Genomic DNA, 14,986 nt, shown 5'->3' with positions numbered 1-14,986 from the left:
GCGCCTCGCCACGTCGACGCAAGGGAGGTGCGGGGTGACCGCGGTCAAGGAGTCAACGGCCCGACGGCCGCTCGGCCATTTCGCCGAACGGAGCGTCGTCGGCCTGCTGGCCGTGGCCGGCGCGGGGGTGGCCTTCGGGCTGCTGCTGATGCTCGTCCGGTTCAAGTGGAGCCCCATGTACCACGCCGACCACGAGGCGGCCGAGTGGTTCAACGGGCTCGTCGCCCCGCACCACGCGCTGGTCACCGTACTCCAGGCGGTCACCGACCTGGGCGGTCGGCCGGTGCTGATCTGGCTGGTCACCATCGCCGTGGTCACCCTGCTGATCCGTCGCCAGTCCCGGCTGGCGGTCTACCTGATCGTCACCGGGGTGGGTGGGCTGATCCTCGACCCGTCGCTCAAGGCCCTGGTCGGCCGGCTGCGCCCGGTGGTCGACGTGCCGGTCGCCAGCGCCCCCGGCAACAGCTTCCCCAGCGGGCACGCGCTCGGCTCGTTCGTCGCGTACGGGGCGCTGCTGCTGGTCTTCCTGCCGGCCATGTCGCCCCGCTGGCGCAAGCCGGCGATCGCCGTCGTCGCCGTGCTGGTGGCGTTGATCGGGCTGACCCGGATCGCGCTCGGCGTGCACTTCGTCTCGGACGTGATCGGTGGCTGGCTGCTCGGCGCGGCCTGGCTCGGCGTCACCGCGTACGCCTTCCGGCTGTGGCGGCGTGAGCGGGGCCGGCCGGTGCCGCCGCTGACCGAGGGGCTGGAACCGGAGGCCGGCGACAAGATCACCCCCGCCCCGGCCGAGGAGCACGTGCTGGAGCACCCCCGCTCGGCCGTCGCCGAACTGCTGGTCGGCTGGGTGATCGTCTTCGGTGCCCTGTACGGCTTCGGCACCTACGTCAGCTACCACGCCAAGGGCACCGTCTTCGAGACCCTGGACACCGACGTGCCGCGCTGGTTCGCCGACCGGCACACCGACTTCCTCACCGAGCTGAGCTGGTGGTGGAGCAAGTTCGGCGACACCCACGCGATCCTGATCGTCTCGCTGGTCTTCTGCCCGCTGGTGCTGGCCATCTGGAAGCGGTGGCGCCCGGTGCTCTTCGTGGTGCTCGCGCTCTTCGGCGAGCTGAGCCTGTTCCTCGCCTCGGCCCGGGTGGTGGACCGGCCCCGCCCGGCGGTGGAGAACCTCGACGGGCAGATGCCGACCTCGTCCTTCCCGTCCGGGCACATCGCCGCGACCACCTGCCTCTGGCTGGTCATCGCGATCATCGTGTTCGTCCGTACCGACCGTTGGTGGCGGTGGCTCTTCGTGGCGATGGCCGTGATCATGCCGGTCGGGGTGGCGACCTCCCGCATGTACCGGGGCATGCACCACCCGACCGACTTCATGGGCGCGCTGATCCTCAGCGGCCTGTGGATCGGTCTGCTCTACTGGGTGATCCGGCCCAACGCCGACGTCTACCAGGGCAACCGGCCCGAGATCGAGTCGGAGCAGGTCGACGAGCTGGACGACGAGCTGGCCAAGGCCGGCCAGCCCGGGTGAGTCGCCGACCGTGCTGCGGGTGATGACCTGGAACATCAGGACCGGCGGCCGGGACCGTACCGGCCCGGACCGGCGGGACCTGGTGTGCCGGGTCGTCACCGCGCAGGCCCCCGACGTGCTGGCCGTGCAGGAGCTGCGCGGCTTCGACCGGCCGGGGGTGCTGGCCGGGTTCGCCGAGCGGCTGGGAATGCGCCCCCACCTGGCCCGCACCTGTTTCGGTCAGCCGGTGGCGGTGCTGGTCCGCCCGCCGTGGCGGATCCGCTCCGCCGGGCCGGTACGTCGGCCGTTGCACCACGCGGCGCAGCGGGTCGAGCTGGCCACCAGCGCCGGGCCGCTCACCGTGCTCAGCGCCCACCTCGACCCGTACACCGGGCTGCGGCGGCGGATCGAGGCCGGCTGGCTCGCCGCAGCCGTGCGCCGCGCACCGGGGGAGCTGGCGCTGCTCGCCGGTGACCTGAACACCCTCGACCCGGGCACCGACCACACCGGGCGGGTGGCCCGGCTGCCGGCGGCGTACCGGCGGCGGCACCTGCGCCGCGACGGGCGGACGGTGGACACCCGGGCGGTGGCCCGGCTGCTCGCCGGCGGCCTGGTCGACCTCTGGACCCATGCCGCCGGACCGGCTGACCCGGCCGGGTCGGCCGAGACCGGACTGACCGCGCCGACCCGGCACGGCGGGGGCGTCGAGTTCTCCGGCATGCGGCTGGACTACCTGCTCGGCACCCCGGCGCTCGCCGCCCGGCTGCGCGACGTCCACGTGGTACGCGGCGGCGACACCGAGTACGCCTCCGACCACTACCCGGTCGTCGCCGAGTTGGACCTCGACCCGGCCTGACCGGCCCGCCCCGGGAACCCGTGCAACCCTTTGCGCCCCCACCGCCATCGCTACGGGTGACAGTGCCAGCGTCCGGGACGGGGAGTGGTCGATGCACGCGACGCAACGGCAGGAGTACGTCGACTTCGTGACGGCGGCGACACCGAAGCTGCGCCGGACCGCGTACCTGCTCACCGGGGGCGACGCCCACCGTGCCGACGACGTCGTACAGCAGACCCTGACCCGGTTGTACGTGCAGTGGGACCGGGCGCGGGCCGCCGACGACATCGGGGCGTACGTGCACCGGATGCTGGTCAACGCGTTCCGGCAGGAGCGTCGGTCCCGCTGGTTCGGGGTGCGCCTGTTCGACCGTCCGCCGGAGCCGGAGCCCAGGGGTGCCCCGCCGACCGACGCGGTGGTGGACACGGTCGCGGTGCGGGCCGCGTTGGCGGCGGTGCCACCCGGGCAGCGGGTGGTGCTGGTGTTGCGCTTCTACGCCGACCTGAGCGTGGAGCAGACCGCAGAGGTGCTGGGCTGCTCGGCCGGAAACGTCAAGAGCCAGACCGCGCGCGGGCTGGCCGCGCTGCGCCGGCAGTTGCCGCTGGCGGACCCGACGGAGGTGACCCGATGATTTACGACGACGAGACCCAGGTCCGGGAGATGCTGACCCGGGCCGCCGACGACCTGCCGACCGGAGGACCGGAAGCAGCGGCGTTGGTGACGGCGGGGGAGCGCACGGTACGGCGTCGCCGCCGGCTGGCCGTGGCGGCCACGGCGGTGGTCACCGCCGTGGCGCTGCTCGGCATCACCGCCCTGCTGGGGGTACGACAGTCGCCGACCCCGGCCGACCGGACCTGGCCGCCCACGGTCGCGCCGACCGCCTTCGATCCGGCCCGGCAGCTCTTCCGGTTGACCTGGCTACCGGCCGACCTGCCCGAACGGAGCCTCTCCACCGCTGCGGACCGGCAGACGATCGGGGCGGCCCGGCACACGCCGTTCGAGGGCACCCAGGCCCGCAGGTTGGTCGGCAGCGTCGCGGTGACCGTGGGCGCGCGGGGGGTGGACTTCTTCACCGACCAGTTGACCCGGGACAACAGGAACGCGGGGAAGCTACGCAGCGGCCCGACGCCGTGGCCCACCCCGCCGGGTTCACCTGTCGAGCCGGTGCAGGGGCATCCCGCCTTCCTGCACACCAGCCCCGACGGCAAGGAGACGGTGCTGTCCTGGCGGTACGCCCCGGACGCCTGGGTCACGATCACCGCTGTCACCGTCGACCGGCCTGCGGAGGTGCTACGGCGGGTGGCCGAGGGGATGGTGTGGGAGCGGCAACCGGTCCGGGTGCCGTTCCAGCCGGTGGCGCTGCCGTCGGACGCCCGGCTCCACCAGACCCGGATGCGCTGGCGGGACGGCCGGTGGGACACGGTCACTCTCGACTACCGGCTCCCCGGTTCCTCCGCTGCCGGTGCGGACCTGACCGTCGGCCTGGAGCGCGGCGACCGGCCGGATGATCCGACGGGCGTCGTGCACGGCCGACCGGCGTGGACCTTCGTCCAGCATGACGGGCCCGGCACCTGGTCGGTCGGTGGCGTGCCCGGCTGCGCCGGCTGCCGGGCAATGGTGGGAACGGGGAGTCCGGCGGGCAGCGCCGCGCTCGGTGGCGAGGACGGGGCCCGGGACCTGGCCGCCGCTCTCCGGCCGGTCGCCGACCACGACGACGAATCGACCTGGCGTCCGCTGTGACGTCGACCGGCGGGGAGCGGACACGCCGCGCCCTCCGCCCTTGTCACAGGAGCAGGTCGACCACCGGTCCGGGACGGCCGTCGGGTGGGGTGCGGCCGGAGCCCGCCGCAACGCGTCGAGGCCGGTCGGGCCGGGTACGGCGACCCGGCCCGACCCGCCACGGCGGTCACAGTTCGCGCAGTCGGGGCAGCAGCTGTTCCTGCGCCCAGTCCAGGAACATCGGCTGGCTGTCCCCGCCGACCTGGACGATCGCCACGTGCGTGAAGCCGGCGTCGACGAAGGCGCGGAACGCCTCGACGTGCCGGTCGACGTCGGGGCCGCAGGGGATGCCGTCGGCGACGTCCTCCTCCCGGACGAACTGGGTGGCGGCGGCGAAGGCCTCCGGGTCGGGCAGGTCGGCGTTGACCTTCCAGCCGCTGCCGAACCAGCGGAACTGGTCGTGCACGATCTTGCGGCACTCGGCCTCGTCGGGGCCGTAGCAGATGGCCACCTGGCCGTAGCGGGGCTGCCCGGCACCGCCCGCGTCGTCGTAGAGCTGGATGATCCGGGAGTCGGGTTCGGTGGCGACGATGCCGTCGGCGTACTCGGCGGCGAGGGCGGCCGACGACGGCCCGGACGCGGCGACGGCCATCGGCACGGGACGTTCCGGCCGGTCCCAGACGTAGGCGTCGGGGACGTCGAAGTGGTTGCCGGAGAAGGTCAACGTCTCGCCGTTGAGCAGCGGACGGATGATCTGGAGTGCCTCGGAGAACATCTCGTGCCGCTGCTGCACGTGCGGCCAGCCGCCGACCACGTGTTCGTTGAGGTTCTCCCCGGCGCCGAGGCCGAGGGTGAACCGCCCGTCGGAGAGCACCCCGATGGTGCTGGCCTTCTGCGCCACCACCGCCGGGTGGTAGCGGCGGATCGGGCAGGTCACGAAGGACATCAGCTCGGCCCGGCTGGTGGCGTGGGCGACCGCGCCGAGCACCGACCAGGCGTACGGGGAGTGGCCCTGCGCGTCGAGCCACGGATAGTAGTGGTCGGACATGACCAGCTGGTCGAAACCGGCCGCCTCCGCCCGCACCGCGTGGTCGACCAACTGCTTGGGGCCGGTCTGTTCGCACATCAGGGTGTAGCCGACGCGGACCATCCTGGTTTCTCCTTCCGGGCGACGATCGTCACCGGATACCCCTGGCCGGTGCCGGTCAACCTCGGATGGGTGGCCGGGTCCCTCTTGACGGTGACGGGAGGGCGGTCTAAGGTCCGGCTTAACCGGTTCAGGCTGGTGGTGTCACATCCTGTGGTGGGGATGACCGCCCCCTGTGGCGGCTCGCGGTCGGCGTGGGTCGCCACAGGGTCGGCGGGGACAGGCAGGCAACTTAACCGGTTGCCTTCCCGACCCGGTGGCCCTACGCTGGTCCGCACGCGGCCAGGGAGTTCCGGCGGCGGCTGTCGGGCTGCAGCCGAGCGCCACCGTCACCAGCATCGCCACCCCGCCAGGGCAACGGGGTCGACCCTTCCTGAGGAAAGCCATGAAGAAGCGACTTTCCGTCGCCGGCGTCGCCCTGCTCACCGTCCTCGCCGCCGTGTTCGCCTTCGGCCAGCCGGCCCAGGCCGCGGCCGGTTTCACGGTCTCCGGTGGCAAGCTCTACGACGCCAACGGCAACGAGTTCATCATGCGCGGTGTCAACCACGCCCACACCTGGTACCCGCAGCAGACCACCTCCTTCGCCAACATCAAGGCGCTCGGCGCGAACACCGTGCGGGTGGTGCTGGCCAGCGGTGACCGCTGGACCAAGAACACCGCCGCCGACGTCAGCAACGTCATCTCGCTCTGCAGGGCCAACAAGCTGATCTGTGTGCTGGAGGTGCACGACACCACCGGCTACGGCGAGCAGGCCGGGGCGATCACCCTGGACCGGGCGGTCGACTACTGGCTGAGCATCGCCAGCGCCCTGCAGGGCCAGGAGCGGTACGTCATCGTCAACATCGGCAACGAGCCGTACGGCAACCAGGGCTACGCCACCTGGGCCACCGACAACGCCAACGCGATCAAGCGGCTGCGGGCCGGCGGCATCAGCCACACGATCATGGTGGACGCCCCGAACTGGGGCCAGGACTGGTCGTTCACCATGCGCGACAACGCGGCCGGGGTGTTCGCCGCCGACCCGCAGAAGAACACCGTCTTCTCGATCCACATGTACGGCGTCTTCGACACCGCCGCCGAGATCAGTGACTACCTGGGCCGGTTCCGCACCGCCAAGCTGCCCATCGTGGTGGGTGAGTTCGGCTTCGACCACTCCGACGGCAACCCCGACGAGGACACCATCCTGTCGTACACCCAGGCCAACGGGATCGGCTACCTGGGCTGGTCGTGGAGCGGCAACGGCGGCGGCGTGGAGTACCTCGACATGACCACCAACTTCAACCCGGCCGCCCTGACCACCTGGGGCCAGCGGATCTTCAACGGCGTCAACGGCATCAAGTCGACCTCGAAGGAGGCGTCGGTCTACTCCGGCACCACCCCGACGACCCCGCCGACCACGCCCCCGACCACCCCGCCCACGACGCCGCCGACCACGCCACCCACCACCCCGCCGGTCACGACCCCGCCGGCGACCGGCGGTTGCACGGCGACGTACACGACCATCGGTTCGTGGCAGGGCGGGTTCCAGGGTGAGGTCAAGGTGACCGCCGGCAGCGCGGCCATCAACGGCTGGACGACGAAGTGGACCTTCGCCAACGGCCAGACCGTCAGCCAGGCCTGGAACGCGTCGCTGAGCAGCAGCGGCAGCACCGTGACCGCCCGCAACGTCGACTACAACGGTCGGCTCGGTGCCGGGGCCAGCACCGCCTTCGGCTTCATCGGCAGCGGCAGCAGCGTGAACCCGACGCCTACGGTGACCTGCACCGCGAACTGAGCACTCCGGGTGGCCGGGCCCTCCGAGGGCCCGGCCACCACCCGTCCCCGCTCGCGACGATCACGCGCCCGGACCCGGGCCGGTCAGTCGGTCGCGTCGACCTCCAGGAGGAGGGCCTGTTCCGGGTGCAGGGCCGGCAGGTGCAGGCCCACCGTGGCCAGCACCGAGCCGGGCAGCGTCACGGCGGGCAGCCAGCGGGGTCCGGTGATCTGCATCGCCGCCGGCTCCGGCACCCCCTCGGCCGGGCGGACGGCGTAGCGGCGGGCCGGGTCGAGACCGGGCAGGCGGACCGGGCCGGGGGTCTGCGTGGCGGAGGTGGCCAGCCGAGACACCGCGTACACGGCGCGGGATCGGTCGTGGGCGACGACGCCGTGTGCCTGGACGGCCGGGTCCGGGTGGTCGATCCGGACCACCCGGCCGGTGTGCAGCAGTGGTCGGAGCCGCTTGTGCAGGGCCACCCAGGCGGTCAACTCGGCCCGCTCCTCGGCGTCGATCGTGACGATGTCCCACTCGATGCCGTGGTGGCCGAAGAGCGCGGTGACCGCCCGGAAGCCCAGGGTGTGCACCCGGCCGGTGGTGTGCGAGCGCCCCGGGCCGATGTGCGTGCCGATCAGCTCCGGAGGCAGCAGCAGGCCCGTCCAGCGTTGGATGGACAGCCGTTCCAGGGCGTCGTTGGTGTCGCTGGCCCAGACCCGGTCGGTGCGCCGCAGGATCTCCAGGTCGACCCGGGCCCCGCCGGAAGAGCAGCTTTCGATCTCCAGGTGCGGGTGCCCGGCGCGTAGCTCGTCGAGCAGCCGGTAGGCCGCCAGGGTCTGCCCGTGCACCCCGGGCCGGCCGGCGTGCCCGGCCTCGGTGAGGTCCCGGTTGTGGTCCCACTTGAGGTAGCTGATCCCGGGGTTTCCGGTCAGCAGCGCGTCGAGCCGGTCGAGCAGGTGGGCGTACGCCGCCGGGTTGGCCAGGTCCAGCACCTGCTGGTGCCGCCACGGCAGGGGCAGCCGGCCGGGCGCGGTGAGCACCCAGTCGGGGTGGGCGCGGAACAGGTCGGAGTCGGGGTTGACCATCTCCGGTTCGACCCAGAGCCCGAACTGCATGCCGTGCCCGCGTACGTGCTCGATGAGCGGTCCCAGGCCGGCCGGCCAGACGTCGGCGTCGACCTGCCAGTCACCCAGGCCGGCCCGGTCGTGCCGGCGGCCGGTGAACCAGCCGTCGTCGAGGACGAACCGTTCCACCCCCACCTCGGCGGCCCGGTCGGCGAGGGTGCGCAGCCGGTCCAGGTCGTGGTCGAAGTAGACGGCCTCCCACACGTTGAGGGTGACCGGGCGCGGCGTGCGGGGGTGTTCCGGCCGGGCCCGCAGGTGGGTGTGCAGCAGGTCGCTGAGCCCGTCCAGCCCGGCGGTGGAGTGCACCGCGTAGAGCAGCGGGGTGGCGTACTCCTCGCCGGGGCCGAGGACGATCTCCCCGGGGGCGAGCAGTTCCCCGCCGCCCAGGGTGGACTCCCCGGTCGGGCGGCGTTCGGCGACGGTCACGTGGTCGCCGCTCCACGCGGTGTGCACCGCCCACACCTCGCCGTGGCCGAAGCCGAACCCGGCGGTTCCGGCGACCAGCAGCAGGGTGGCGTCGTGCCCGGTGCGCCCGTGCCGACCCTCGCGCACCCACGCGCCGTGCGGCCACGGGTGCCGTTGCGGTGCGCGTTCGCGGCACCACCGCCCGGTCAGGTCGAGCAGTTCGGTGGCGACCGCCGGCACCGGCAGTGTCGGTGTCAGCTCACGTACCTCGTAGGGCTGGTCGGCGTCGTTGCGTAGCCGGTGCCGCACGGTCAGCACCCCGACCGGGTCGAGGGTGACCTCGATAGTCAGGGTCAACCCGACGCCCGGGTCCGTCGCCCGCACGGTTACCCGCGCCGCGCCGACTCCGCCCCGGTCATCCTCCTCACCGGGTACGCGCACCGCGTCCCCCACGTCGTCACGCGGATCATCGACGTCGATCGTGTCGAGGCGGAAGGCGGTCGACCAGTCCCGTCCGTGGCGGTGGCCGGCGAGGCCGGGCCGGCCACTCCAGCCGGCGCTCGCCTCGGGCAGCAGGGACAGCACGCTCGGCGCGTCGAAGCTGCTCGGCACCACCGGCGGCACGGTGGCGTCGACCAGGGCCGGCAGGTCGCCGGCGGGCACCGGGCCGAGGTCGGTGCCCCAGTGCACGACCCGGGGCAGCTCCGGGCCGCGTGCGTCGAGCACCAGGCTGGTGTGGCCCCGGCGCAGGTGGATCATGGTCGGATCGGTCATGGCGCTCATCTCCGGTGCGGGCGCGTCGGCGTCCGTCACGGTGGGTGAGGTCGCCGGGTGTCAGTACCGCGCGAGAGCGGTATGCCTGTGGGTCATATTCATGCCTGCCAGGAATACCGCTCTCGCGCGCATGGGTGGGTGGGTGCGGTGACTCAGCCTTTGGACGCGCCCAGGGTCAGGCCCTTGACGAACTGCTTCTGCAACAGGAAGAAGATCACCAGGGTGGGGATGGCGACCAGCACCGAGCCGGCCGACACCAGGTTGTTGTCGGTGAAGAACTCGCCGCGCAGGTTGTTCAGCGAGCTGGTGACCGGGAACTTGTCGCCGGTGCGCATCAGCACGGTGGCCCAGAAGAACTCGTTGTAGATCCAGGTCACCTCCAGGGTGGCCAGGGCCGCCAGCGCCGGGCGGCACAGCGGCATGGTCACCTGCCAGTACTGCCGCCAGATGCTCGCCCCGTCCACCATGGCCGCCTCGTACAGGTCGCGGGGCAGCGCCTTCATGTAGTTGCTGAGCACGAAGACGCAGAAGCCGCACTGGAAGGCGACGTTGACCAGGATCAGCCCCCAGTAGCTGTCGTAGAGCAACTCGGAGTCGCTCATGAACTCCGGCAGCGGCACCTCGGTGAAGATCCGGAACAGCGGGATCAGCAGCGCCTGCTGGGGCAGCAGGTTGGCGGCGGTGAACAGCCCGAGCAGGACGATGTTGAGTTTCCAGCTGAACCGGGCGATCACGAACGCCACGCACGAGGCGAGGAACAGGGTGAGCAGCACCGCCGGGACGGTGATGTAGACCGAGTTGAGGAAGTGCTTGCCGAACTCGGCGGTCTGCCAGGCGGTGACGTAGTTGTCGAACGTCCACCCGCCGAACGAGACGTACCCGTTGGCGGCGGTGTAGGCGTACGAGCGCAGCGAGGTCAGCACCGCCCAGAGGATCGGGAAGAGCCAACCGACGGCGACCGCGCCGAGGAACAGGTGCAGCACCACCCGGGCGGGGCGCAGCGGCCGGCGGCGCGGGGCCGGCTTCGCCGTCGGCGTCGACGCCGGTGGTCGGGTCACTGTCGACGCGCTCATCGCCGGTTCTCCCTCATGACGACGGCCAGGTAGATGGTGATGAAGACCAGCGAGACGGCCAGCATGATCGTCGCCAGGGCGGAGCCGAAGCCGATCCGGCTGGCCTCGCCGACGACGTTCTGGGTGACCAGGGCGGAGATCAGCTCCAACCCGTTGCGGCCCTTGTTGATCACCCAGACCAGGTCGAACGCGCGCAGCGACTCGATCACGGTCACCACCAGCACGATGATGTTGATGGGTCGCAGCACCGGGAAGATCACCCGGAAGAAGGTGCTGGTCTCCGACGCGCCGTCGACCGAGGCGGCCTCCCGCAGCGACGGGTCGACGCCCTTGAGCCCGGCCAGGTAGAGCAGCATGATGTAGCCGACGTGCCGCCACCCGGCCGCCACCAGCACCGCCCAGATGTTGACGTTCGGGTCGCCGTACCAGTCGGTCTGGCCGCCCAGGACGGCGTTGAGCAACCCCTGGTCGCGGGAGTAGATGAGCTGCCAGACGAAGCCGATCAGCGCCAGCGAGAGCACCACGGGCAGGTAGAGCGCGGTCTGGTAGAACCGGCTGCCCCGGATCTCCTTGTCGAGCAGCACGGCGAGGAACATCCCGAACGGGGTGGCGACCACGAACAGGGCGGCCAGCCAGAGCAGGTTGTTCTGCAGCGCCGGCACGAACGGCGGGTAGATGTTGACCACGTCGGAGTAGTTCCGGCCGCCGACCCAGTCGATTTCGCTGAGCGGTCCGATGCCGTCCCAGTCGGTGCCGGAGAGCGCCACGGTGGCCAGTGCGGGCAGCCAGACCAGCGCGACCACCAGCAGCAGCGGTACGAGCACCATCAGCGTGATCACCACGCGGTCGGTGCGGGACAGGAGCCGTAGCCGCCGGCCGCGACCACCCGGGGAGGTGGTGGTCGTGGCCGGTGACGACACGGCGTGATCCGCCTGGATCAGGGGCAGGTCGGACACGACGGTCCTCCCCCTCTCGCCGTCAGCTGGTGAAGATCGACTTCTTCTGGTTCTCGATGCTGTTGACCAGCCCGTCGATGTCCTTGGGGTTCTTGATGAACTGCTGGAGCGCCGGGATGATCACGGTGGAGGCGAAGTCCGGCCGGGTGTCCCGGTCGAGGAACTGGGCGATCTCGGTGGCCGAGCCGACCAGCTCGGCGGCCTTCTTCTGCAGGGCCGTGTAGCCGCTGGTGTCCGCGCCGCTGTTGGCGACCAGCGTGGTCGGGTCGTTCTTCACCGTGATGTCGGCGGCCTCCTTGGAACCGACGAACTCCAGCAGCTTCTTGGCGTTGGCCTCGGCCTTCGGCTTGCGGGCCAGCATGTAGCCGTCGATCGGCGCGTCCAGCGCCTTGGCCCCGATGGCCGGGTCGATCTCGGGGAAGGTGAAGAAGTCGATGTCGTCCTGCTCGTCGTTGCCGAACTGCTGGGCGACGAAGAGGCCGAGCAGATACATGCCGCTCTTCTTCTGCTGCAACGACTGGGCGGCCTCCTGCCAGGTGCGGCCCAGGCTGTCCGGCTGGTGCAGCGGGAGCAGCCCGGCCCAGGTGTCGAAGACCTTCTTGACCTTGTCGGAGGTCCACGCCTCCTTGCCCGCCATCAGGTCGATGTGGAACTGGTAGCCGTTGATCCGCAGGTTGAGGATGTCGAACGTGCCCATCGCCGGCCAGCCGTCCTTGTCGGCGAAGGCGATCGGGGTGAGGCCGTCCCGCTTCATCTGGGCGCTGAGGGTGGTGAGCTGGTCGAGGGTGGTCGGCACCTGGTAGCCGTACTGCTTCCAGACCGACTTGCGGTAGAACACCGCCCACGGGTAGTACGACGACGGTACGAAGTACTGCTTGCCGTCGTCCCCGGTGGACGCCTTCTTGAACGCGTCGGAGTAGCCGGAGAGCTTGCCCCACAGGTCGCTGATGTCGCCGGCCAGTCCCTTGGCGGCGAAGAAGCGCATCCGGTAGCCGGCGAACCACATGAACACGTCGTCCGGCTTGCCCTGGAGGTAGTTGTTGATGTTCTCCTGGTAGGTGTTGTGGTCCACCGTGTTGATCTTGGTGGTGATGCCGGACGAGGTGGTGAACCCGTCCATCACCTTGGCGATGACCCCCTTGGGCTGCGGGTCGGACTGGTTGGAACCGACCGACACCTCCTTGCTGTCGCTGCCCGAGTCGGAGTCGGAGCCGCAACCGGCGAGCAGCCCGGTGCCGAGCAGCGCGCCCGCGCCGACCCCGGTGAGCAGGGAACGTCGTCCGATGCCGGCGACGGAGGACGGTACGAGCCGGGCGAGATACTCGGCTTCGGTGCGGGGACGGGACATGGTGCCTCCTGCGGAAGAAGAGGTGCGCTGCGCCCGAGGGCCGTCAGTGGTGGTGGGGGAGCGGCTGTTCGGGAATGCCAACATAGATCCACCGAGAACGAACATTGGCAAACACAAACTCCCGGTGGCGCTTGAAGCTACCCGTCCGTACGCGCCTGTCAAGAGGGCAGCTCCGGATCGGTATCGCCGAAGCCGTACGGGATGCTGGTGGTAAACGTTGGAAAGCGGGTCCGTGTTGGAAAGTGTTGACTTGATCGACCGCTAGGGGCACGCTCTGCTCTCATGCGGCAACACGGCACCTGGCAGGGCGACGGAATCTACTTCGGCGCCGACTACAACCCCGAGCAGTGGCCCGAGCAGGTCTGGGCCGACGACGTCGCGCTCATGCGCCGGGCCGGGGTCAACCTTGTCTCGGTCGGGATCTTCTCCTGGGCCCTGCTCGAACCGTCCCCCGGCCGGTACGAGTTCGACTGGCTCGACCGCGCACTCGACGTCCTGCACGCCGGGGGAATCCAGGTCGACCTGGCCACCGCCACCGCCAGCCCGCCGCCGTGGCTGGCCCACCGGCACCCCGAGACGCTGCCCCGCGCCGTCGGCGGCGGCGTGCTGTGGCCCGGCGGACGGCAGGCGTACTGCCCCAGCTCGCCGATCTTCCGGGAGCGCTCGCTCGCCCTGGTCGAAGCGGTCGCCGACCGGTACGCCGAGCACCCCGCCGTCGTCATGTGGCACGTCTCCAACGAGCTGGGCTGCCACAACGTGCACTGCTACTGCGACGTCAGCGCCGAGGCGTTCCGGGGCTGGCTGCGGGAGCGCTACGGCGACCTCGACCGGCTCAACGACGCCTGGGGCACCGCCTTCTGGAGCCAGCGCTACCACGACTGGGCCGAGATCAACCCGCCCCGGTCCACGCTGACCATCGCCAACCCCACCCAGCAGCTCGACTTCCTACGCTTCTCCTCCGACGAGCAGCGGGCCCAGCTCCGCGCCGAGCGGGAGGTGCTCAAGCGGCGGGTCCGGCAGCCCGTCACCACCAACTTCATGATCGGCATGGCCAAGCACATGGACTACCACTCGTGGACGTCCGACGTCGACCTGGTCGCCAACGACCACTACCTGATGGCCACCGACCCGGACGCCCACCTGGGCCTGTCGTTCGCCGCCGACCAGACCCGCAGCGTGGCCGGCGGCGACCCGTGGCTGCTGATGGAACACTCCACCAGCGCGGTCAACTGGCAGCCCCGCAACGTCGCCAAGACCCCCGGCCAACTCCGCCGCAACAGCCTCACCCACGTGGCGCGCGGCGCCGACGGCGTGCTGTTCTTCCAGTGGCGGGCCTCCCGGGCCGGCGCGGAGAAGTACCACTCCGCGCTGGTCCCGCACGCCGGGCCGGACACCAAGGTCTTCGACGAGGTCTGCCGGCTCGGTGCCGACCTCAAGGCCCTGGCCGAGGTACGCGGCAGCCGGGTCGAGGCCGAGGTGGCGATCCTGTTCGACTGGGAGGCGTGGTGGGGCGTCGAACTCGACTCCCATCCCAGCGTCGACGTCACCTACACCGACCGGATGCGGGCGCTCTACGACGCGCTGTGGCGGGCCGGGGTCACCGCCGACGTGGTGCACCCGTCGGCCGACCTGTCCGGCTACCGGCTGGTCCTCGTCCCCACCCTCTACCTGGTCCGCGACGCCGACGTCGAGGCGCTGCACAGGTACGTGGCCGGGGGCGGGACGGCGCTGGTGACGTACTTCAGTGGGATCGTCGACGAGCACGACCACATCCGGCTCGGCGGCTACCCGGGGGCGTTCCGGGACCTGCTCGGGGTGCGTACCGAAGAGTTCTTCCCGCTGTTGGCCGGCGACCGGGTCGCCCTCGACGACGGGTCCACCGCCGACGTGTGGACCGAGTGGCTGCACCCGACCGGCGCGGAGGTCGTCGCGTCCTACGAGGACGGCCCGCTGCCGGGCGTGCCCGCGCTGACCCGGCACCGGGTCGGCGACGGCAGCGCCTGGTACCTGGCCACCCGGCTCGACGAGGCGGCCACCGACGCCCTGGTGGGCCGGCTGATCACCGAGGCCGGGGTACGCCCGCCGGCCGCCGCCCCGACCGGCGTCGAGGTGGTCCGCCGCCGGGCCGACGACCGGTCCTGGCTGTTCGTGGTCAACCACACCGACGCCGAGGCGACCCTCGACGTGACCGGCACCGACCTGCTCACCGGGCAGCCGTGCGGCGGCACGCTGCGGGTGCCGGCCGGCGAGGTGGCCGTGGTCCGGGAGGAGCTGGCGGTGAGCGGGGCGGTCCCAGCGGGTGAACCGTCCCCGGCCGCAGCGGCCTGACCTGCGTACCGTTCCCTCGT

General features: G+C 71.4%; 11 protein-coding genes. 6 read left to right on the top strand and 5 right to left on the bottom strand.

All coding sequences use genetic code 11. The annotated features are described in order from the left end of the window. Window positions 1-34: 34 nt before the first annotated feature. From ACN267_RS15600 to ACN267_RS15585, 4 genes are all read left to right on the top strand, one after another. Window positions 35-1,528, top strand: a complete 1,494-nt coding sequence (locus ACN267_RS15600; protein WP_281899428.1) for a phosphatase PAP2 family protein — start codon at window positions 35-37, stop codon at window positions 1,526-1,528. 10 nt (window positions 1,529-1,538) lie between these two features. Next, a complete protein-coding gene (locus tag ACN267_RS15595; protein WP_204957137.1) occupies window positions 1,539-2,363 on the top strand; it encodes an endonuclease/exonuclease/phosphatase family protein in 825 nt (274 codons plus the stop codon). A gap of 91 nt (window positions 2,364-2,454) precedes the next feature. Continuing rightward, entirely contained in the window at window positions 2,455-2,973 is a 519-nt protein-coding gene (locus ACN267_RS15590) for a SigE family RNA polymerase sigma factor (protein WP_204957139.1), read from the top strand. Further along, window positions 2,970-4,082 carry a hypothetical protein gene (locus ACN267_RS15585; protein ID WP_421489002.1) on the top strand — a complete coding sequence of 371 codons (1,113 nt, stop codon included), beginning with the start codon at window positions 2,970-2,972 and terminating at the stop codon, window positions 4,080-4,082. The genes ACN267_RS15590 and ACN267_RS15585 overlap by 4 nt, the downstream gene beginning before the upstream one ends. A gap of 166 nt (window positions 4,083-4,248) precedes the next feature. Here ACN267_RS15585 and ACN267_RS15580 read toward each other — a convergent pair whose 3' ends face one another. Continuing rightward, complete coding sequence (locus tag ACN267_RS15580; RefSeq protein WP_281899422.1) at window positions 4,249-5,211, bottom strand: TIGR03557 family F420-dependent LLM class oxidoreductase; 963 nt, start codon at window positions 5,209-5,211, stop codon at window positions 4,249-4,251. Between the two features lie 382 nt (window positions 5,212-5,593). Here ACN267_RS15580 and ACN267_RS15575 point away from each other — a divergent pair, with 382 nt between their 5' ends. Further along, window positions 5,594-6,982, top strand: a complete 1,389-nt coding sequence (locus tag ACN267_RS15575; RefSeq protein WP_204957143.1) for a cellulase family glycosylhydrolase — start codon at window positions 5,594-5,596, stop codon at window positions 6,980-6,982. A gap of 83 nt (window positions 6,983-7,065) precedes the next feature. Here the strand turns inward: ACN267_RS15575 and ACN267_RS15570 are convergent, their stop codons facing one another. The 4 genes from ACN267_RS15570 to ACN267_RS15555 all read right to left on the bottom strand — a co-directional run bounded on the left by ACN267_RS15570 (window position 7,066) and on the right by ACN267_RS15555 (window position 12,638). Continuing rightward, window positions 7,066-9,261: an alpha-galactosidase gene (locus ACN267_RS15570; RefSeq protein ID WP_421489001.1), complete on the bottom strand. Its 2,196-nt coding sequence runs from the start codon at window positions 9,259-9,261 to the stop codon at window positions 7,066-7,068. A 152-nt stretch (window positions 9,262-9,413) separates the two neighbouring features. Next, on the bottom strand, window positions 9,414-10,334 hold the full coding sequence (locus ACN267_RS15565) for a carbohydrate ABC transporter permease (RefSeq protein ID WP_204924071.1): 921 nt from the start codon (window positions 10,332-10,334) through the stop codon (window positions 9,414-9,416). After that, on the bottom strand, window positions 10,331-11,290 hold the full coding sequence (locus ACN267_RS15560) for a carbohydrate ABC transporter permease (protein WP_204957147.1): 960 nt from the start codon (window positions 11,288-11,290) through the stop codon (window positions 10,331-10,333). Before ACN267_RS15560 ends, ACN267_RS15565 begins: the two co-directional genes overlap by 4 nt. 22 nt (window positions 11,291-11,312) lie before the next feature. After that, window positions 11,313-12,638, bottom strand: a complete 1,326-nt coding sequence (locus ACN267_RS15555; RefSeq protein WP_421489000.1) for an ABC transporter substrate-binding protein — start codon at window positions 12,636-12,638, stop codon at window positions 11,313-11,315. A 282-nt stretch (window positions 12,639-12,920) separates the two neighbouring features. Here ACN267_RS15555 and ACN267_RS15550 point away from each other — a divergent pair, with 282 nt between their 5' ends. After that, window positions 12,921-14,966, top strand: coding sequence for a beta-galactosidase (locus ACN267_RS15550; protein ID WP_421488999.1), 2,046 nt, complete (start codon window positions 12,921-12,923; stop codon window positions 14,964-14,966). Window positions 14,967-14,986: the final 20 nt, after the last annotated feature.

The organism is Micromonospora sp. WMMD734, assembly GCF_049178975.1.
GTDB classification, from domain to species: Bacteria; Actinomycetota; Actinomycetes; order Mycobacteriales; family Micromonosporaceae; genus Micromonospora; species Micromonospora wenchangensis.
Note: the sequence above shows the minus strand (reverse complement) of the source record. Positions and strands in the feature narration are given on the sequence as shown.